Source organism: Streptomyces gamaensis (genome assembly GCF_042656465.1).
GTDB lineage: Bacteria > Actinomycetota > Actinomycetes > Streptomycetales > Streptomycetaceae > Streptomyces > Streptomyces gamaensis.
Genome location: NZ_JBHSPB010000021.1, coordinates 62573 through 81870, shown reverse-complemented (window position 1 = coordinate 81870; position 19298 = coordinate 62573). Strand labels below are relative to the sequence as shown.

Genomic DNA, 19298 nt, shown 5'->3' with positions numbered 1-19298 from the left:
CCGGACCCCATGCGGGGGTCCGGGCCTCCGGCCTTTCCGGGCCCGGCAGCCGTCAGTGGAAGAAGTGCCGCGTCCCCGTGAAGTACATCGTCACGCCCGCCGCCTTCGCCGCCTCCACGACCTCCGCGTCGCGCACCGAACCGCCCGGCTGCGCCACGGCCCGTACGCCCGCAGCGGTCAGCACCTCCAGCCCGTCGGGGAACGGGAAGAACGCGTCGGAGGCCGCGTACGAGCCGCGTGCCCGCTCCTCGCCGGCCCGCTGGACGGCCAGCTTCGCGGAGTCGACGCGGTTGACCTGGCCCATGCCGACGCCGACCGTGGCCCCGTCCTTGGCGAGCAGGATCGCGTTGGACTTCACGGCGCGGCAGGCCCGCCAGGCGAAGGCGAGTCCGGCCAGTTCGCCGGCGGAGAGGGGCTCGCCGCTGGCGAGCGTCCAGGTGGCCGGGTCGTCGCCCTCGGCCTGCAGCCGGTCCTTGGCCTGGACGAGCAGCCCGCCCTCGACGGGGCGGAACTCCCGGACGGCGGTGGGGGCTTCGGGGCAGCGCAGCACGCGGATGTTCTTCTTGCGGGCCAGCACCTCGACGGCGCCGTCCTCGTAGCCGGGGGCCACGATCACCTCGGTGAAGATCTCCGCGACCTGCTCGGCCATCGCCACCGACACCGGCCGGTTGACGGCGATGACGCCGCCGAACGCGGACAGCGGATCGCACGCGTGCGCCTTGCGGTGCGCCTCGGCGACGTCCGAACCCACCGCGATACCACAGGGGTTGGCGTGCTTGATGATGGCGACGCAGGGCTCGTCGTGGTCGTGGGCCGCCCGGCGCGCGGCCTCGGTGTCGACGTAGTTGTTGTACGACATCTCCTTGCCGTGCAGCTGCTCGGCGGCGGCGAGCCCGGAGCCGGAGCCGTCGGTGTAGAGGGCGGCGGCCTGGTGCGGGTTCTCGCCGTAGCGCAGCACGTTCGCGCGGGAGAAGGTGGCGCCGGTGAAGTCGGGGAAGCCGCTGTCGTCCGCCGCGGCGTAGCCGGAGGCGAACCAGTCGGCGACGGCCACGTCGTAGGCGGCCGTGTGCTGGAAGGCCTCGGCCGCCAGCCGCTTGCGCTGCTCCAGGTCGAAGCCGCCGTCGGCGACGGCCTTGAGGACGTCCTGGTAGCGGCCGGGGTTGACGACCACGGCGACGGAGGGGTGGTTCTTGGCGGCGGCGCGCACCATCGAGGGGCCGCCGATGTCGATCTGCTCGACGCAGGCGTCGGGGTCCGCGCCCGAGGCGACGGTCTCCCGGAACGGGTAGAGGTTCACCACGACGAGCTCGAAGGGCTCGACGCCCAGCTCGGCGAGCTGCGCGCGGTGCGCGTCGAGGCGCTGGTCGGCGAGGATGCCGGCGTGCACGCGCGGGTGCAGGGTCTTCACGCGGCCGTCCAGGCACTCGGGGAAGCCGGTCAGCTCCTCGACCCTGGTCACGGCCACCCCGGCGGCGGCGATCCGCGCGGCCGTCGAGCCCGTCGAGACGAGCTCGACGCCCGCCGCCGCGAGCCCTCGGGCCAGCTCCTCCAGCCCGGTCTTGTCGTAGACGCTGACGAGCGCGCGGCGCACGGGCCGCTGCGTACCCTCGGGGATTCTGCCTTCGGCGGTCACGGGATCCTTACCTTTCGTCCCTCTATGCGGTAGCCGTGGCGGGCCAGCCGCCCCACGACGTCGACGAGCAGGGCTCGCTCGACTTCCTTGATCCGCTCGTGGAGAGCGGCCTCGTCGTCCTCGTCCCGGATCTCGACCACGCGCTGCGCGATGATCGGGCCGGTGTCGACGCCGTCGTCGACGAAGTGGACGGTGCACCCGGTGACCTTGGCGCCGTACGCGAGCGCGTCGCGCACCCCGTGGGCCCCGGGAAAGCTGGGGAGCAGGGCGGGGTGGGTATTGACCACCCGCCCCTCGAAACGGGCCAGGAACTCCTTGCCCACGATCTTCATGAAGCCCGCGGAGACCACGAGGTCCGGCTCGTGGGCGGCGGTGGCCTCGGTCAGCGCGTGGTCCCACGCCTCTCGCGAGGGGTGGTCCCGCACCCGGCACACGAAGGTCGGCAGCCCGGCCCGCTCGGCGCGCTCCAGCCCCGCGATGCCCTCGCGGTCGGCGCCCACGGCGACCACGCGGGCGCCGTAGCCCTCCGGGTCGGCGGCGATCGCGTCGAGCAGGGCCTGCAGGTTCGTACCGGAGCCGGAGACGAGGACGACGAGGCGGGCGGGGAGCGGGGAGGCCACGGCGGGGCCCTTTCTCGCGGGTTCTGGCGAAGCTCGTGGTCGGTGCTTTGTACGGTCGTACGAGACACAAGGGTCCCCGGATACGGGGGACTCTACGAAGCCGCCGACCGCCAGCAACGATACCGGCACGGGCAACGGCCCCCACGGGACGGGGGCGTGCGCGGAAGGTAGCGTCTGGGGACAGCGCACGGAATGCGCGGACGAAGCGCGCGGAATCCCTGCGCGACGCCGTACGTTCGGTGTGCAGTACGCCGTGGTGTACGGCCGGTGCGCCAGGGAGGCGCCGGGCCGGGTGCCGGGGGCGTGCGGGAACGACCACACAAGGGGAAGACACACTCCACATGCCGGACCGACGCCGCCTCGCGGCTCACCGCCTTCCGCCGCCGGCCACGGCGGCCGCTCCGTCCGCCGGGCCCGCCGCGGCGCGGACCGCCCGCATGTCGCCCGAGCGCAAGCCCGCGTCCCCCGACGAGCAGCGGGACAACCCCTTCGCGCCGCCGCCCGAGGGCCGTCCCGACCAGCCGTGGCAGCCGCGCCGCCGGCCCGCCGGACAGCAGGGGGAGGACACCGGCGGCTCCGGTGGCTCCGAAGGCTCCGGCGGCGGGGAGGGCGGCGAGCAGCCGCCGGCCTGGGGCAGCCAGTGGAGCAGCCGGCAGCCGGGCCGGCACGAGGGCGGCTTCGGCGGCCCGCCGCAGCAGCCGTCGCCCGGCCGTCCGGCCGGGCCGCGCTGGGACCCCTCCGACCCGGCCCAGCGGCGGGCGCGCTACGCGCTGCTGGCCGGTATGTGGGGGTTCTTCTTCGCCCTGTTCGGCGTCCCCGAGATCGCCCTGCTCCTGGGCGCGCTGTCGGTCTACTGGGGCGTCAGTTCCCTGCGGGGGAAGCCCGTACGCCCCGATCCGGAGACCCCGGCACCGCAGCCCGCGCAGGGCGGCTTCCGTCCGCAGACGACGGCGGCGGTCAGCGGTCTGGTCACCGGCGGCCTCGCCCTGGCGATCGTCGCCGCGACCTTCGTCTTCAAGGTCGTCTACAGCGACTACTACACGTGCGTGGACGACGCCCTGACCCAGACCTCCCGCCAGTCCTGCGAGACGCACCTGCCCAAGCAGCTGCGGCCGATCCTCAAGCAGCAGGACTGAGCCGCCGCGGCCGGGCCCCGTCCGGCGTCAGTCGTCCGGGCCCGGCACGTCCATGGGGTCGAACTCCGGGACCAGGCCGCCACCGGACTCCCGCATCGCCGCCCAACGGGCCCGCCGGGAGCCCGAGTCGTGCCAGGAGTCCGGAGCGCGCACCCCTTCGGGGACGCCCCCGGCCCGGCTCGCGGCCTCGCGGGCCGGGCGGCCGTGCCGGCCCCGCCCCGCCCTCGCCTTCCCTCCCGGGGCCGCCTTCCCCGGTCCGCCCCACCAGCGCGCCCAGCGGCGCGGCCGCTCGCCCGCCCCGGGGCCGGGCCGTACGGGCGCGGCCGGGTCGGGGGCCGGGCGCTGCCCGGTGGTGCCCTCGGGCGAGGGCCGTACCGGCAGCACGTCGACGGGCCGGGTCCCGCCGTCCCCGTGCGGGGCGACGGGAGTGTCGCGCGCGGGACGCGCGGCGGGGGCCGGCCGGGCCTGACCGCCCGCCGCGAAGCCCAGCCAGGCCGCCGCCCCCGTCCACCAGCCGCCCCGGGGCGCGGCGGCCGGGCGGTGCCGTTCCCGCCCCGCCGCCGCCCGCGGCAGGGGCGGCACGCCGAGCGCGGCCACCGCGCCCCGGCACCAGGCCGGTACGAGCGTGCCGTCCCGTTTCCCCCGGCGCAGGGCGCGCCGGCGGTGCCAGCGCACGACGACCGCGCCCGGGACGCCCAGCGCGGCGGTCCAGGCGAAGGCCGCGGCCGCCGCGGGCCGCCACGGGGGGCCGAAGGCGGCGAGGGTGTCGTTGCCGAGCGCGCCCGAGGCCCCGTACGCCAGCAGGGCCGCGCCCAGGGCGCACAGCACGGAGCCGAGCAGGGCGGTCACGGCCGTCTCCAGCGTCCTGGAGGTGTTCAGGGCCGCGGCCCGGCGCGGTACGGCCCCGTACGCGAGGGCGACGCCCGCCGCCGCGGGTACGGCCGTGGCGACCCCGAGCGCCCACGGGCCCGGCACCCCGGGCGCGGGGAACGCGGCGAACAGCGGGAAGCGCGGCAGCCCCGGGGAGCCGGCCACCGCCAGCGGGGCCACCACCTTGCCGGCGCCGACGAGGAAGCCGGGCCCCAGCCCGTAGGCCGCGGCCCACACCACGGCGTTCGGCAGCAGCGCCACGCACAGCAGCAGCACGGCCGCGCGGCCGGACCAGGCGACGGTCAGCTGGAGCAGGGCGTCGCGGGCGGCGCCCGCGTGCACGGCCAGGGAGCCGGCCACCAGCAGCGCGCCGCCGGCGAGCAGCACGGTCAGGCCCGCCGCCGCGGCCCGTACCGCCGCGGCGAGCCGGGGGCGCGTGAAGCAGCCCCGTACGCCCTTGGGGAGCCCGCCCACGGCCCTGCGCAGGGGTTCCGGGAGCGCGCTCGGGCAGCCCGCCGCCGCCCACACGCCGACGGCGGCGGAGGCCCCGGCCAGCAGCGGCAGATGCAGCAGCGCGCTGAGCGGGTCGACCCGTACGGGCCCGGAGAAGGCGTAGAGCGCGGCGGCCGCGGCGACCGCGAGATAGCCGCCGACGAGAGCGAGGACGGCGGTGCGCGGGGGGACGGGCAGCGCCGGGCGCGCCCCGGGCTCGCGGCGGGTGCCGCCCGTGCCCGGTGCGGCGCGGCCGTCGTCGTGGTCGGGGGCGCCGTCGTCCGTACCCGCGTCCGTACCGCCGTCCGCGCCGTCGTCGTCGCGCAGGAGGTCGGCGAAGGGGTCGTCGAGGGCCGGTGCGCCGAGTTCCTCGCGCGGCTCCAGGGCGCCGCGCGCGGCCCGGTACAGCAGCCAGCAGGGCAGCACGGTCAGCAGCAGGGGGGTCAGTCCGATCGGCGCGGGCACGCCCGAGAGGGTCTCGGTGCGCACGAGGTCGGCGCCGTGCGCGAGCAGCCACACGTCGACGGCCACACGCAGCGCCCCGGCGGGGCCGCCGTCGGGGTACGGGGAGATGATCCACAGCAGCAGGACGAGGACGGCGAAGGTGCCCAGCCCCAGGCCCGCGGCGACCATGCCGCCGAGGAAGACCGTGCCCGTCAGGGGCGGGCGGCCCGGGCCGCCCCTGGACCGGCCGCGCGAGGACAGCGGCGACAACGGCGGGCTGTGGTCGGCATATTGGGTCACGGGGGCCATGCTGCCAACAACAGGGCGCAACGGCCGGTATCGCGAAATAGCCGTCGTGTCGCCTCAGATGGCACAAAACCGGAGCCAGTCGCCCTGAAACGGTCGCGGGCCCGCACCCCTTGACGGGGGTACGGGCCCACGGGTGCCGGACCGTCAGGTCAGGCGGCGCGGCTCACGGTCAGCCGGCCAGCGCCTCACGGGCGAGGCGGGCGGTCTCGGACGGGGTCTTGCCGACCTTGACGCCCGCGGCCTCCAGGGCCTCCTTCTTCGCCTGCGCGGTGCCGGAGGAGCCGGAGACGATCGCGCCGGCGTGGCCCATCGTCTTGCCCTCGGGCGCGGTGAAGCCGGCCACGTAACCGACCACCGGCTTGGTGACGTTGGCCTTGATGAAGTCCGCGGCCCGCTCCTCGGCGTCGCCGCCGATCTCACCGATCATCACGATGAGGTCGGTGTCGGGGTCGGCCTCGAACGCGGCGAGCGCGTCGATGTGCGTGGTGCCGATGACCGGGTCGCCGCCGATGCCGACGCAGGACGAGAAGCCGATGTCGCGCAGCTCGTACATCATCTGGTAGGTCAGCGTGCCGGACTTGGAGACCAGGCCGATCCGGCCGGGCTTGGTGATGTCGCCCGGGATGATGCCGGCGTTGGACTGGCCCGGGGTGATCAGACCGGGGCAGTTCGGGCCGATGATGCGGGTCTTGTTGCCCTTGGACTGCGCGTAGGCCCAGAAGGCGGCGGAGTCGTGGACCGCGATGCCCTCGGTGATCACGACGGCCAGGCCGATGCCCGCGTCGATGGCCTCGACCACGGCGGCCTTGGCGAAGGCCGGCGGCACGAAGACGACGGTGACGTCGGCACCGGTCTTCTCCATCGCCTCGGCGACGGAGCCGAAGACCGGGACCGAAGTGCCGTCGAAGTCGACGGAGGTGCCGGCCTTGCGCGGGTTCACGCCGCCGACGATGTTGGTGCCGTCACCGAGCATCAGCCGGGTGTGCTTCATGCCCGTGGCGCCGGTCATCCCCTGGACGATGACCTTGCTGTCCTTGGTGAGGAAGATAGCCATGGTTGTTGGAGTCCTCGTCCCTTACTTCGCCGCGGCCGCGGCCAGCTCGGCAGCCTTGTCGGCCGCGCCGTCCATGGTGTCCACGCGCTGCACGAGCGGGTGGTTGGCGTCGGACAGGATCTTGCGACCCAGCTCCGCGTTGTTGCCGTCGAGGCGCACGACCAGCGGCTTGGTGACGTTCTCGCCCTTGTCGGCGAGCAGCTTCAGGGCCTGCACGATGCCGTTGGCGACCTCGTCGCAGGCGGTGATGCCACCGAAGACGTTGACGAAGACGGACGTCACGTCCGGGTCGCCCAGGATGATCTCCAGGCCGTTCGCCATCACCTCGGCGGAGGCGCCGCCACCGATGTCGAGGAAGTTGGCGGGCTTGACGCCACCGTGGTTCTCACCGGCGTAGGCGACGACGTCGAGGGTGCTCATCACGAGACCCGCGCCGTTGCCGATGATGCCGACCTCGCCTTCGAGCTTGACGTAGTTCAGGCCCTTGGCCTTGGCGGCGGCCTCCAGCGCGTTGGCCGCGGCCTTGTCCTCGAGCTCCGCGTGGCCCGGCTGGCGGAAGTCGGCGTTGTCGTCCAGGGAGACCTTGCCGTCGATCGCGATGAGCTTGCCCTCACCGCTCTTGATCAGCGGGTTGACCTCGACGAGGAGGGCGTCCTCCTTGACGAAGACGGTCCACAGGCTCTGCAGGACCTCGACCATGCCGTCCGCGATCTCCGCGGGGAACTTGGCGGTCTCGATGATCTCGCGGGCCTTGGCCTCGGTCACGCCCTCGTTGGCGTCCACCGGCACCTTGGCGAGCGCCTCGGGCTTGGTGGCCGCGACCTCCTCGATGTCCATGCCGCCCTCGACGGACGCCATGGCCAGGAAGGTGCGGTTGGTGCGGTCCAGCAGGAAGGAGACGTAGTACTCCTCCTTGATGTCCGCCGTCTCGGCGAGCATGACCTTGCGGACCGTGTGGCCCTTGATGTCCATGCCGAGGATCTGGCCGGCCTTCTCGACCGCCTCGTCCGGGGAGGCGGCCAGCTTCACGCCACCGGCCTTGCCGCGGCCGCCGACCTTCACCTGCGCCTTGACGACGGCCTTGCCGCCCAGCCGCTCGGTCACCTCGCGCGCCGCCTCAGGCGTGTCGATGACTTCACCGGCCAGCACCGGTACACCGTGCTTGGCGAAGAGGTCCCTCGCCTGGTACTCGAACAGGTCCACGCGCGTCCGTCCCTTTTCCATGGATATCGCGGTTCGTTGTCTGCGCGGGCGTGCCGCGCGGCAGCGTGAGGACGCGATCTATGACGAGGGCGGCACACGTTCACCGTTGACGCGGCATGTCCGTCTCGCAGGTTATCCCCGCCGGGCGGAGCTCCCTAAATCACAGGTCACACTCAAGCCGTGATTACGCTCACAGAAGGAGCCGACGGCGGACCGCGTCCGACGATCAGGCGTCGGTGGGCTGACGGACGTGCGCGGTGACCCACTCCACGATGGACGCCGTCGTCGCGCCCGGCGTGAAGATCTCCGCCACCCCCAGCGCCTTGAGCGGGGGGATGTCCTCCTCGGGGATGATGCCGCCGCCGAAGAGCAGGATGTCCGCCGCGTCGCGCTCCCGCAGCAGCTCGGCGACCCGCGCGAAGAGGGTGTTGTGCGCGCCCGAGAGGATGGACAGGCCGATCGCGTCGGCGTCCTCCTGGATCGCGGTGTCCACGATCTGCTCCGGCGTCTGGTGCAGCCCGGTGTAGATGACCTCCATACCGGCGTCGCGCAGCGCGCGTGCGATGACCTTCGCCCCGCGGTCGTGCCCGTCGAGCCCCGGCTTGGCCACCACCACGCGGATCGGACCGGTCACTCCCATCACTGCCTCCCGAATACGGCTGCCGGCGGGCTGCCACGAGGTGCCCCGGACTGTGGGCCCGGGAAGGTGAACGAACGTTATCCCCAGCATCCCGCACCCGGTCGTTTCGCGGAGGAGAGCGTTGGGGAAATCACACGTGGGACAACACGTTCGCTGCGCACCGCCCCCGCCCTTCCGCGTCACACGGGTCGTCGTACCACCCGGGTCCCCGCGGGTCGCGGATCACCGGGCGGTAGCGAGGGGAGCCGCGACGAGGTCGCCGCACCACTGTGCCGTCAGCCGCCCGGCGCAGCGGTGCGGCAGACCGTTCGGCTGCCCGTGAGTGCGCACGGGGGCACGCCGCCGCCTTCTGTGTGCCATCGGGAGGTCGGCCATGAGTGCCCTGCCCTTGCCTCTTCTCGGCATTCTCTGCGCGCTGCTGCGCCCCTCTGCGGTGCTCGTCCGCTCGACCGCGCTCGAACTCGCCATCCTCGCCGGGCACTTGCTCGTCTACCCGACGGGCGTGCGGCAGGAGCGCAGACCCCCGCCCCCGCCACCGGCAGCACACGACGCGTCGCCGGCACGGGAGGACGGCGAGGCGGACGGGGACAGGCTGCCGGTGCTGCTGCTGCACGGCTTCGCCGACAACCGCTCGGTCTTCGTGCTGCTGCGCCGCTCGCTGCACCGGCACGGCTGGCAGGACGTCGACTGCCTCAACTTCTCCCCGCTGACCCGCGATGTGCGCAGGGCGGCCGCCCACCTCGCCCTGCACGTCGACGGGCTGTGCGCGCGCACGGGCCGGGAGCGCGTCGACATCGTGGGCCACAGCCTGGGCGGTCTGATCGCCCGTTACTACGTGCAGCGTCTCGGCGGCGACAGCCGGGTACGGACCCTGGTCACGCTCGGCACCCCGCACCACGGCACCCGTCTCGCGTCACTGATTTCCCTGCACCCCCTGGCGCGGCAGATGCGCCCGGCCTCCGATGTCGTGACGGAACTCGCCGCGCCCGCGCCCGGATGCGCCACGCATTTCATTGGTTTCTGGAGCGACCTGGACCAGATCATGGTTCCGGTGGAGACCGCGCGCATCGAGCACCCGGATCTCGACGCCCGCAATGTGCGGGTGACGGGCGTGGGGCATCTGGCACTGCCGGTGCACGGACAGGTCGTGGCGGGCATCCGCCAGGCGCTGACCACGCGCCGGCCCGCGACGGGGGCCGCGGGCGCGGTGTCGGTGGCCTGACCCTTCAGGGGTCCAGGCCTTACGCGGCCTGACCCTTCAGCGTACGGCCCGGGGAGAGCGGCCCGGTTCGCGAGAAAAGTCCGCCTCAACTCGAAAAGAATCGAACTGAATCCGAACGCCAAATCGATCCATCAGGGTTCAGTCCACCGAAAGGCGGCTAAATTCCCTTCCCACGAACGTCCGAAACGTGACGAAGATTGTCGCCATCCCATAGTGCCCGCTACAGTCGCCGCTAATTCTCCTGCTCCCGAGGCGAAAGAGAAGTGGTGGTGAACGACCGTCACCCGTCGGCGGGCCCCGGCCCGGCCGGTCCCGCGCAGGATGTCTCCTACGGGCGCTACACGTCGTACGAGCAGCAGGGCACGCAGCACGGCTACGCCGTGCCGGACGGCCACGACACCACCTGGGGCCACACCCCGGGACAGAACTGGGACACCGGAGCCTCCTGGGGTCACGGCGCCGCGGCCGACTGGAGTGGCGGCAGCGGCAGTTGGGGACAGCTCGCGGGCACCGACCCGTATCACGGCGCCACCGGCCAGACGCAGTTCTGGGAATTCGGCGACAGCGGCCAAGGGCAGACCGGGCAGTGGGACACCACGGCGGGCCACCTGTGGGACACCGGCAACTGGAACAGCACACAGGTCTCCTACGACACCTCCGGCTGGGGCCACCACGACCAGACCGGCTGGAACGGCGACAGCAGCACCGGACTCCCCTTCCCCACGCAGGCCGGCGGGCAGGAGCCGGAGCGGAGCTGGTTCACCGGCGACAGCTTCCCCGCCTGGGACACCGGCGCCTGGGAGCAGACCCCGGCCTGGGGCACGGACACCGGCGCCCGGACACAGACCTGGGACACCGGCGCGTACACGACCCTCGGCGACCCCGGCCCCTCCGGCGAGGTGCCGCACGAGCCGACACTGATGGTCGACCTCACGAGCCCCTTCGCGGCCACCGCACCCGACGGGGCCACGGCCGAGGGCACCGGCGGCACGGCGGAGGAGATCGCCGCCGCCGAGACCCGGACCATGGAGGCGTTCTCCGGGCTCGTCCCCCCGCCGCGCCGCGACGGCGGCCGCGACGACAGCGGCCACGACGACGGGCCGGCCGGGCCGGCCGGCCACGGCCGCCGCAGGGGTGCCGCCTCCCGCACCGGCTACCGCCCGCGCCGCAAGGCCCTGTTGACCGTCGCCGTGCCCTCGGCGGCCGTCATAGGGGTCGCCGGGATCGCGGCCGCCTCCGTCTCCGGCGGGCAGGGCGATCCGGTCAAGCACACGCAGACCGCCGCCGCCCCGGACACCTCCGCCGTGGCCTCCCTGGCCAACAGCAAACTCGACACCCAGCTCGCCGGACTCAGCCAGGGCGCCAACGACTTCGCGACGCGCGCGAACCGCACCCAGGAGCGCATCGACCTCAAGGCACGCCAGGAGGAGGAGCGCAAACGCAAGGAGGAAGAGGCGGCGCGCAAGGAGGCCGAGCGCCCCAAGTTCGTCCTCCCCGTCAACCAGCACGGGCTCAGCGCGTACTTCGGACAGGCCGGCGTCAACTGGATGTCGGTGCACACCGGCATCGACTTCCCCGTCGGCTACGGCACGCCCGTCATGGCCGCCACCGACGGCACCGTCCGCACCCAGTACAACGTGGCCTACGGCAACATGGCCATAGTGACATCGCCGGACGGCACCGAGACCTGGTACTGCCACCTGAGCAGCACCCGGGTCCGCTCGGGCAAGGTCAAGGCCGGGGACGTCATCGCCTACTCCGGCAACTCCGGCAACTCCACCGGCCCGCACCTGCACTTCGAGGTACGGCCCGGCGGCTCGGCCGTCGACCCGCTGCCGTGGCTGCGCAACCACGACCTGGACCCGACGTGATGGGGCGCCCCGACACGGGGCCCCGCCGCCACCGGAACCGCTAGAGCTTCTCCACCGGCGCGTACCGCAACAGCAGCCGCTTCGGCTTCTCGTCGCCGAAGTCGATCGTCGCCTCCGCGTTGTCGCCGCTGCCCTTGACCGCGACGACCGTGCCGAGCCCGAACGAGTCGTGCGTGACGCGGTCGCCGATCGCCAGGGACACCACCGGCCGGTCCTTCGCCCGCCGCGTGGCGAAGCCGGACGGACCCGCCTTGCGGGAGCCGAAACCGGAGACGATGCCGCCGCCGGAGAGACCTCCGGAGGACGCCGGCGCGGACGGCGGCGGCGCCACCGGGCCCGTACGCCGCCACTCCACGTACTGCTCGGGGATCTCCTCCAGGAACCGCGACGGCGGATTGTAGGAGGGCTGGCCCCACGCGCTGCGCATGCCCGACCGCGTCACGTACAGCCGCTCGCGGGCCCGGGTGATGCCCACGTAGGCGAGGCGGCGCTCCTCCTCCAGCTCCTTGGTCTGGCCCAGGGCCCGCAGGTGCGGGAAGACGCCGTCCTCCATGCCGGTGAGGAAGACGACCGGGAACTCCAGGCCCTTCGCGGTGTGCAGGGTCATCAGCGTGATGACGCCGGTGCCGTCCGGGTCCTCGTCGGGGATCTGGTCGGAGTCGGCGACGAGCGCCACCTTCTCCAGGAAGTCCGCGAGCGTGCCCGGCTCGTCCTCGCCGCGCTCCTGCTCGAACTCCAGGGCCACGGCGGCGAGTTCCTGAAGGTTCTCGATGCGGGTCTCGTCCTGCGGGTCGGTGGACGCCTGCAGTTCGGCGAGGTAGCCGGTGCGCTCCAGGACCGCCTCCAGGACGGTCGCGGGGCCGGCGCCGGACTCGACGACCGTCCGCAGCTCCTCCAGCAGGGCGTTGAAGCGCTTGACCGCGTTGGCCGAGCGGGCCGCCATGCCGTACGCCTCGTCGACGCGGCGCAGCGCCTGCGCGAAGCTGATCCGCTCGCGCTGCGCCAGCGCGTCGATCATCGCCTCGGCGCGCTCGCCGATGCCGCGCTTGGGCACGTTGAGGACGCGCCGCAGCGGCACGCCGTCCTCGGGGTTGGCCAGCACCCGCAGATAGGCCAGGACGTCACGGACCTCCTTGCGCTCGTAGAAGCGCACCCCGCCGACGACCTTGTAGGGCAGGCCGACGCGGATGAAGATCTCCTCGAAGACACGGGACTGGGCGTTGGTGCGGTAGAAGACGGCGACGTCGCCGGCCTTCGCCTCGCCCGCGTCGGTGAGCCGGTCGATCTCGTCGGCGACGAACTGCGCCTCGTCGTGCTCGGTGTCGGCGACATAGCCGGTGATGGACGCGCCCGCGCCGGCCTGGGTCCACAGGTTCTTCGGGCGGCGGTTCTCGTTGCGCTCGATGACGGCGTTGGCGGCATTGAGGATCGTCTGCGTGGAGCGGTAGTTCTGCTCCAGCAGGATCGTGGTGGCGTCCGGATAGTCCTCCTCGAACTGGAGGATGTTGCGGATCGTCGCGCCGCGGAAGGCGTAGATGGACTGGTCGGCGTCACCGACGACGCACAGCTCGGCGGGCCCCTCGGGGGCGGTCTCCGGCGTGCCGACGAGCTCACGGACCAGCGTGTACTGCGCGTGGTTGGTGTCCTGGTACTCGTCGACCAGGACGTGCCGGAAGCGGCGCCGGTAGTGCTCGGCGACATCCGGGAACGCCTGCAGCAGGTGCACCGTGGTCATGATGATGTCGTCGAAGTCCAGCGCGTTGGCCTCGCGCAGCCGCTGCTGGTACATCGTGTACGCCTCGGCGAGCGTCTTCTCGAACCCTCCCCCAGACTCCGTCTGGGAGGTGCCCCCAGCGGCCTTGGCCGCGAAGGCTTCCTCGTCGATGAGCTCGTTCTTGAGGTTGGAGATCTTCGCGCTGAAGGACTTCGGCGGGAACTTCTTGGGGTCGAGGTCCAGATCCCGGCAGACGAGCGCCATGAGCCGCTTGGAGTCGGCGGCGTCGTAGATCGAGAAGGAGGAGGTGAAGCCGAGCTTCTTGCTCTCGCGGCGCAGGATCCGCACGCACGCGCTGTGGAAGGTCATCACCCACATCGCGTGCGCGCGCGGGCCGACGAGCTGCTCGACGCGCTCCTTCATCTCGCCCGCGGCCTTGTTGGTGAAGGTGATCGCGAGGATCTGGCCGGGGTGCACGCCCCGGGAGCCCAGCAGGTGGGCGATGCGGTGGGTGAGCACCCGGGTCTTGCCGGAGCCCGCGCCGGCGACGATGAGCAGCGGCGAGCCGGTGTGCACGACGGCGGCACGCTGCTGCTCGTTCATCCCCTCCAGCAGCGCGGCCGGGTCCACTGCGGGGCGCGGCGCGCCGTCGCGGTAGTACGCCTCGCGCGGCACCGGCGCGTCGAAGGCGCCGCCGAAGAGGTCGTGCGGAACCGGCTCCGGGGTCTCGCCCTCGGGCGGCGGGGGGAGCTCCTCGTCCGCAGGGCCGAGGTCCGCCAGGAAGCTGTCGTCAAAGAGGCTGCTCATCGCCTCCCGAGTCTAGGCCGCCGCACCGACAGCCGGTCCCGCCTCCCGGCAACTTCCCGCTCCCCCACGAAAAAAGCGGAGGTCACGCGGGCGCGAGTGCCGCGGTCACACCCACAGGACGGCGATGAAGACGTTCGTCGCGGTCAGCGCGCCGACCGTACCGAAAGCGGCGGGGGCGACCTTCTCCTCGTCGCGCTTGACGTAGACCAGACCGAGGATCACGACGAGCAGCGCGAGCTTCACGCCGATCTTGACGGTGTTGACGGTGTCGCCCTGGCCCTGGTGCAGGCCCACCAGCGCCACGCCGGTGACCAGCATGGTCAGCGCGCCGTGCAGCATCGCGGGGACCATGCGCGCCGTGCCCTTGCCCATGGCCTTCATCTGGGTCATGAAGCCGCCGAGGAGGGCGGCGATGCCGATGATGTGCAGGCCGACGACGGCGTGAATCAGTACGTCCATGAGGCACGACCCTAACCGGCGGGGACCGCGCGCCCGGCGGGAGCCCCGGGCCGCATAGCAGCTGTCGGTGGCGGAGCGCGGCAGGAACGCGGCTTCGGTCAGGCGCCGGATGTATCCGTCCGCGCGACCGCGAGCGGGACGGTCACCAGCGGTCACGCCACGGCCGATTCCGGCCACTAGTGGTCATGCCCGTACCTGCGTCGGCCGCCGGTTTAGCGTCCTCCCCAAGACGGTGGCGGTCCGTTCGCTCCCCCCTCGTCCGGACCGCCTCCGGCCACCGTGCGGACGGCGCCACCGGGTCCCACCGGCCCGGGGCGCGCCGACGGCGGGCAGCAGACGCAGGTGGAAGGAAGTGACGGCCGAGGTGGCCACGCACCGCAAGCCCAGACAGCATCCGCTCGCCTCCGGCACCGTGCGCACGGCGGCCACGCTCGCCCTGGCCGGGGCCGCCACCGCCACCGCGCCGACGGGCGTCGGGCACGCGGCGGGCCGCCCGGCCCCCGCGCAGCTGCGGGCCGAGGTCGACCGCTCCTACCGGCAGGCCGAGGAGGCCACCGAGCAGTACAACGGGGCGAAGGAGCAGGCCGACCGCGTCGAGGCGGCGCTGGAGCGGCTGCGGGACGAGGCCGCCCGCCGCACCCGGCAGCTGAACGCGGCCCGCGACGCCCTGGGCGCCTACGCCGCGGCCCAGTACCGCGACGGCGGCATCCCCGCGACCGTACGGCTGCTGCTGTCGTCCTCGCCCGAGCGCTTCCTGGAGCAGGCCGAGCTGGCCGACCGCGCGGGCAGCGAGCAGTCCGCCGCGCTCGGCCGCTACGAGCACGGGCTGCGCGGCGTGCGCCGGGTGCGGGCCACCGCCGACGCCCGGCTCGCCGAGCTCAGGAGCCGCCAGGAGGCGCTCGCCCGGCACAAGCGCACCATCGAGGCGAAGCTGGCCGACGCCCGGCGCCTGCTGGCCCGGCTGCCGCAGGACGACCGGGAGACCGCGGAACGGGGCGACGGCGCGGACGACGCTTCCGACGTCCCGTCGGCGGTGCTGCGGACCGCCGCCCACGCCCTGCCCGCCCCGGGCACACGGGCCCCGACGGAGCGCGCGGCCCGGGCCGTGGCCTTCGCGTACTCGGCGCTGGGCAAGCCGTACGTGTGGGGGGCGACCGGCCCCGGGGCGTTCGACTGCTCCGGGCTGACCCAGGCCGCCTGGCAGGCCGCCGGGGTGTCGCTGCCGCGCACCACCTATACGCAGATCGACGCCGGCCGGCGCATCGCCAGGAGTCAACTCGCCCCGGGCGACCTGGTGTTCTTCTACTCCGGTGTCAGCCACGTCGGCCTCTACATCGGCGACGGCAGGATGATCCACGCCCCGCACCCGGGAGCGCCGGTGCGCATCGCGCCCATCGACCAGATGCCGTTCGCCGGGGCGTCCCGGCCGGAGTGAGCGCCCGGAGTGAGCGCCCGGCCGGGGCGAGTCGGCTCCGGGCGGTCCGCCGGATCAGCCGGCTTTGAGCTGCTGGGTCAGCCGGCCTTGAGCTGCTGGGTCAGCCAGCGGAAGACGTCGGGGACCTGCCGCTTCCACACGGCCGTGCCGTGCCCGCCCGCCCCGTCGGGGACCTGCACCACCTGCACCGTCGTCGGGGGCTTGGCGGCCTGCTTCACGGCCAGCCCGCCCTCGTAGCCGTCGCCCTTGGCACCGGAGAGGAACAGGGCCACGTGCGGCGGGGTCGCGGCGTGCTGCAGCATCTTCAAGGGGTTGTTCGCGTCGCGCAGTTCGGGGGTCTTCGCGGTGAGGGAGGCGGACTCGGCACCGGGGTCGTTGTAGCCGGACAGGCCGACACCGGCCCGGTAGCGGTCGGGGTGGGCGACGGCCAGCCTCGCGGCGCAGTGGGCGCCCGCCGAGTAGCCGGCGACGGCCCAGCCCTCGGGCTTGTCGGAGGCCCGGAAGGTGTCGACGACCATCTTGCGGACGTCGACGCTCAGCCAGGTGTCGGCGTTGACCTTGCCGGGGACGTTCGCGCAGCCGGTGTCGACGTCGCCGAGGAGCGTGGTGCGGGGCGCGACGACGATGAACGGGGCGATCTCGCCCTTCTCCATCATCGGCTTGAGCTGGGTGTTGACCTCCAGCGTGCCGAACCAGGCCTTGGCCGAGCCCGGGAAGCCCGGCAGCACCTCCACGACCGGGAACTTCCTGTCCTTGTAGGCCGGGTCGTCGTACTGCGGCGGCAGCCACACGTACACCTCGCCCTCGACGCCCGAGACCCGGCCCTTGAGCTGGGTCTCCTGCACGCCCGGCCCCATACGCGCATCGGAGGCGGGCCGGAACGGCTGGCGCACCTTCGGCTCCTCGGCGAGCGACTTGCCGCCCGTACCGTCCGGACCGAGGTCGGCCGCCGCCTTGACGTGATCGCCGGTGCCCAGCAGATCGCCCCAGGTGTCGAAGAGACCGTTGGCGTTGTTGACCAGCACGAAGACCATGACGATCGCGGTGGCCTGCGCGAACAGCAGCATGACCAGCCGCGCGGCCTGCCGTACGAGCCCGGGGCCGCGCACCTTCGTCCACAGCGCCAGCGGCAGCGCGAGGGCGAGCACGACCAGCGCGATCGCGGTCAGGAGGAACGGCGTTCCCGTCAGACTCATCGAGCTCTCGTTTCGGAAGTCTGGCCCCGGAGCGGGCCCCGGCCGGCCCTGCGGACGAGAGCCTTTCGTCCGATGTAGATGGCCCGCGAGCCCTCCGGGTTCCGCTTCTTCCCCCCTGCGTGCCCCGGGTCAGACCAGGCGCCTGGCCGTCGCCCAGCGGGTCAGCTCGTGGCGGTTGGACAGCTGCAGCTTCCGCAACACGGCCGAGACGTGCGACTCCACCGTCTTCACCGAGATGAACAGCTGCTTGGCGATCTCCTTGTAGGCATAGCCCCGGGCGATGAGCCGCAGCACCTCGCGCTCGCGCTGGGTGAGCCGGTCGAGGTCCTCGTCGACCGGCGGGGCGTCGCTGGACGCGAAGGCGTCGAGGACGAAGCCGGCCAGGCGCGGCGAGAACACCGCGTCGCCCTCCTTGACCCGGAAGACCGCGTCGACCAGATCCGTGCCGGTGATGGTCTTGGTGACATAGCCGCGCGCCCCGCCGCGAATGACACCGATGACATCCTCCGCGGCATCGGAGACGGACAGCGCGAGGAAACGCACCGGCCGCTCCGCGTCCGCCATCAGCGCGGCGCTGCGCCGCAGCACCTCGACCCCGCCGCCGCCGGGCAGATGCACGTCCAGCAGGACGACCTCGGGGCGGGTCGCGGTGATGACCGTGACCGCCTGGTCGACGTCGGCGGCCTCGCCGACAACCTCGACGCCCGTCCGCTCCGTGGCCCCGATCTCGGCCTGCACGCCCGTGCGGAACATCCGGTGGTCGTCGACCAGCACCACCCGCACCCGGCGCTCCGCCGTCTCCTCGGTCGTCATGACGTCTTCTCCGCCCTCTCCATTTCCAGCTCCACTTCGGTTCCCCCACCGGGCACGGAGCGCAGTCTCGCCGTGCCGCCGTTGCGCTGCATCCTGCCGATGATGGATTCACGGACGCCCATCCGGTCCTCGGGCACCGCGTCCACGTCGAAGCCGGGTCCGCGGTCGCGCACGGAGACGAAGACCGTGTGCCCCTCGACCTCGGCGTAGACCTGGACGGCACCGCCCTCGCCACCGTACTTGGCGGCGTTGACCATGGCTTCGCGGGCGGCCTGCATCTGTGCGCCGAGCCGCTCGTCGAGGGGGCAGTCGCCCACCACGACGACCTCGATGGGCACCCCGTGGTGGTCCTCGACCTCGGCGGCGGCCGCCTTGACGGCCTCGGCGAGGGTCTCGGGCTCCTCGGCCTCGTCCTTGCCCCGGCCCTCCGGCCGGTACAGCCAGGCCCGCAGCTCCCGCTCCTGGGCGCGGGCGAGGCGGGCGACCTCGCGAGCGTCCTCGGCGTTGCGCTGGATCAGGGTGAGGGTGTGCAGCACGGAGTCGTGGACGTGGGCGGCGACCTCGGCGCGCTCCTGGGCGCGGATGCGCATCGTGCGCTCGGCGGAGAGGTCCTGGGCCATGCGCACGAGCGAGGGGCCTATGAGCAGCGCTATGCCGACCAGCACGGCGAGGGAGGCCTGCAGGACCGTGCCCAGGCGCTCGGCCGAGCCCTGGAGCACGACGATGCCGGTGACACCGATGCCGGCGAGGGCCACTCCGGCCGCGCCCCGGGCGAGCGGCAGGACACGCTTGCGGCGGCCGACCTCCATCCAGTGGGCGCGGCGGGCGTTGTCGGCCTGCCGCCACACCAGGGCCACGCCGGCGCCGATGAGGACCAGCGGCCAGATATAGGCGTTGGCGCGGCCGAGGTGGAGATTGTCGGCGAAGATCGCGGCGCCGATGACGAGCGCGACGAGGGCGAGGACCTGGCCCGCCTCGGGCTTGCGGACGAACAGTCGCCGGCGCCCGTCGGCGTCGGCCGGGGCGGGCGCCGGGCGCGGCACTTCCACCCCGCCGACGCCGAGCGGCACCACGAACCAGAACACCGCGTACAGCACCGCGCCCATGCCCTGGGCCAGCAGCAGCGCGAGGAAGACGGTGCGCACCCAGGAGACGGGCACCCCCAGGTGGCCGGCGAGACCGCGCGCCACGCCACCGAGCATCCGCCCCTCGGCACTGCGGTAGAGCCTGCGCAGTGGGGGGCCGTCGGCGGGCGGCGCGCAGGCGCCTCCGGCACGGGGCTGCGTCGGTGTCGGGCTGGTCATGGTCCGATCGTCACATGTCGGGGGCGGTCGGGGTATCAGGGTCGTCCCTGACGGGACCCGGGGAAGACCCGGGGAA

15 protein-coding genes are annotated in these 19298 nt (G+C 73.3%); 4 read left to right on the top strand and 11 right to left on the bottom strand.

The features are described 5' to 3' along the window. Positions 1 to 52: 52 nt before the first annotated feature. Both purH and purN read right to left on the bottom strand, forming a co-directional pair. Positions 53 to 1633, bottom strand: coding sequence for a bifunctional phosphoribosylaminoimidazolecarboxamide formyltransferase/IMP cyclohydrolase (purH, locus tag ACFP1Z_RS27375; protein ID WP_390320311.1), 1581 nt, complete (start codon positions 1631 to 1633; stop codon positions 53 to 55). Then, positions 1630 to 2253, bottom strand: coding sequence for a phosphoribosylglycinamide formyltransferase (purN, locus tag ACFP1Z_RS27370; protein ID WP_390320310.1), 624 nt, complete (start codon positions 2251 to 2253; stop codon positions 1630 to 1632). Before purN ends, purH begins: the two co-directional genes overlap by 4 nt. A gap of 341 nt (positions 2254 to 2594) precedes the next feature. Here purN and ACFP1Z_RS27365 point away from each other — a divergent pair, with 341 nt between their 5' ends. Further along, entirely contained in the window at positions 2595 to 3389 is a 795-nt protein-coding gene (locus tag ACFP1Z_RS27365) for a hypothetical protein (RefSeq protein WP_390320309.1), read from the top strand. A 27-nt stretch (positions 3390 to 3416) separates the two neighbouring features. Here ACFP1Z_RS27365 and ACFP1Z_RS27360 read toward each other — a convergent pair whose 3' ends face one another. The 4 genes from ACFP1Z_RS27360 to ACFP1Z_RS27345 form a co-directional block, all read right to left on the bottom strand. Then, positions 3417 to 5504, bottom strand: coding sequence for a cell division protein PerM (locus ACFP1Z_RS27360; protein WP_390320308.1), 2088 nt, complete (start codon positions 5502 to 5504; stop codon positions 3417 to 3419). A gap of 169 nt (positions 5505 to 5673) precedes the next feature. Next, positions 5674 to 6558, bottom strand: a complete 885-nt coding sequence (gene sucD, locus ACFP1Z_RS27355; RefSeq protein ID WP_390320307.1) for a succinate--CoA ligase subunit alpha — start codon at positions 6556 to 6558, stop codon at positions 5674 to 5676. A gap of 21 nt (positions 6559 to 6579) precedes the next feature. Further along, positions 6580 to 7761, bottom strand: coding sequence for an ADP-forming succinate--CoA ligase subunit beta (gene sucC, locus ACFP1Z_RS27350; protein ID WP_390320306.1), 1182 nt, complete (start codon positions 7759 to 7761; stop codon positions 6580 to 6582). Between the two features lie 226 nt (positions 7762 to 7987). Next, complete coding sequence (locus tag ACFP1Z_RS27345) at positions 7988 to 8401, bottom strand: cobalamin B12-binding domain-containing protein (protein ID WP_390320304.1); 414 nt, start codon at positions 8399 to 8401, stop codon at positions 7988 to 7990. 373 nt (positions 8402 to 8774) lie between these two features. Between ACFP1Z_RS27345 and ACFP1Z_RS27340 the strand changes: the two genes are divergently transcribed. After that, positions 8775 to 9623, top strand: a complete 849-nt coding sequence (locus tag ACFP1Z_RS27340) for an esterase/lipase family protein (protein WP_390320303.1) — start codon at positions 8775 to 8777, stop codon at positions 9621 to 9623. 269 nt (positions 9624 to 9892) lie between these two features. After that, a complete protein-coding gene (locus tag ACFP1Z_RS27335) occupies positions 9893 to 11494 on the top strand; it encodes a peptidoglycan DD-metalloendopeptidase family protein (protein WP_390320302.1) in 1602 nt (533 codons plus the stop codon). Between the two features lie 40 nt (positions 11495 to 11534). Here ACFP1Z_RS27335 and pcrA read toward each other — a convergent pair whose 3' ends face one another. Both pcrA and ACFP1Z_RS27325 read right to left on the bottom strand, forming a co-directional pair. Next, positions 11535 to 14015, bottom strand: a complete 2481-nt coding sequence (gene pcrA, locus ACFP1Z_RS27330) for a DNA helicase PcrA (RefSeq protein ID WP_390320301.1) — start codon at positions 14013 to 14015, stop codon at positions 11535 to 11537. A gap of 105 nt (positions 14016 to 14120) precedes the next feature. After that, positions 14121 to 14474: a hypothetical protein gene (locus tag ACFP1Z_RS27325; RefSeq protein WP_390320300.1), complete on the bottom strand. Its 354-nt coding sequence runs from the start codon at positions 14472 to 14474 to the stop codon at positions 14121 to 14123. A gap of 352 nt (positions 14475 to 14826) precedes the next feature. On the opposite strand from ACFP1Z_RS27325, the gene ACFP1Z_RS27320 reads away from it, so the two are divergent. Then, entirely contained in the window at positions 14827 to 15909 is a 1083-nt protein-coding gene (locus ACFP1Z_RS27320; RefSeq protein WP_390320299.1) for a C40 family peptidase, read from the top strand. Positions 15910 to 15986: 77 nt separating this feature from the next. Here the strand turns inward: ACFP1Z_RS27320 and ACFP1Z_RS27315 are convergent, their stop codons facing one another. From ACFP1Z_RS27315 to ACFP1Z_RS27305, 3 genes are all read right to left on the bottom strand, one after another. Continuing rightward, positions 15987 to 17105, bottom strand: a complete 1119-nt coding sequence (locus ACFP1Z_RS27315) for an alpha/beta hydrolase (protein WP_390320298.1) — start codon at positions 17103 to 17105, stop codon at positions 15987 to 15989. A gap of 129 nt (positions 17106 to 17234) precedes the next feature. After that, positions 17235 to 17918: a LuxR C-terminal-related transcriptional regulator gene (locus ACFP1Z_RS27310; protein ID WP_390320297.1), complete on the bottom strand. Its 684-nt coding sequence runs from the start codon at positions 17916 to 17918 to the stop codon at positions 17235 to 17237. Beyond that, positions 17915 to 19222, bottom strand: a complete 1308-nt coding sequence (locus ACFP1Z_RS27305; RefSeq protein WP_390320296.1) for a PspC domain-containing protein — start codon at positions 19220 to 19222, stop codon at positions 17915 to 17917. The genes ACFP1Z_RS27310 and ACFP1Z_RS27305 overlap by 4 nt, the downstream gene beginning before the upstream one ends. Positions 19223 to 19298 lie beyond the last annotated feature (76 nt).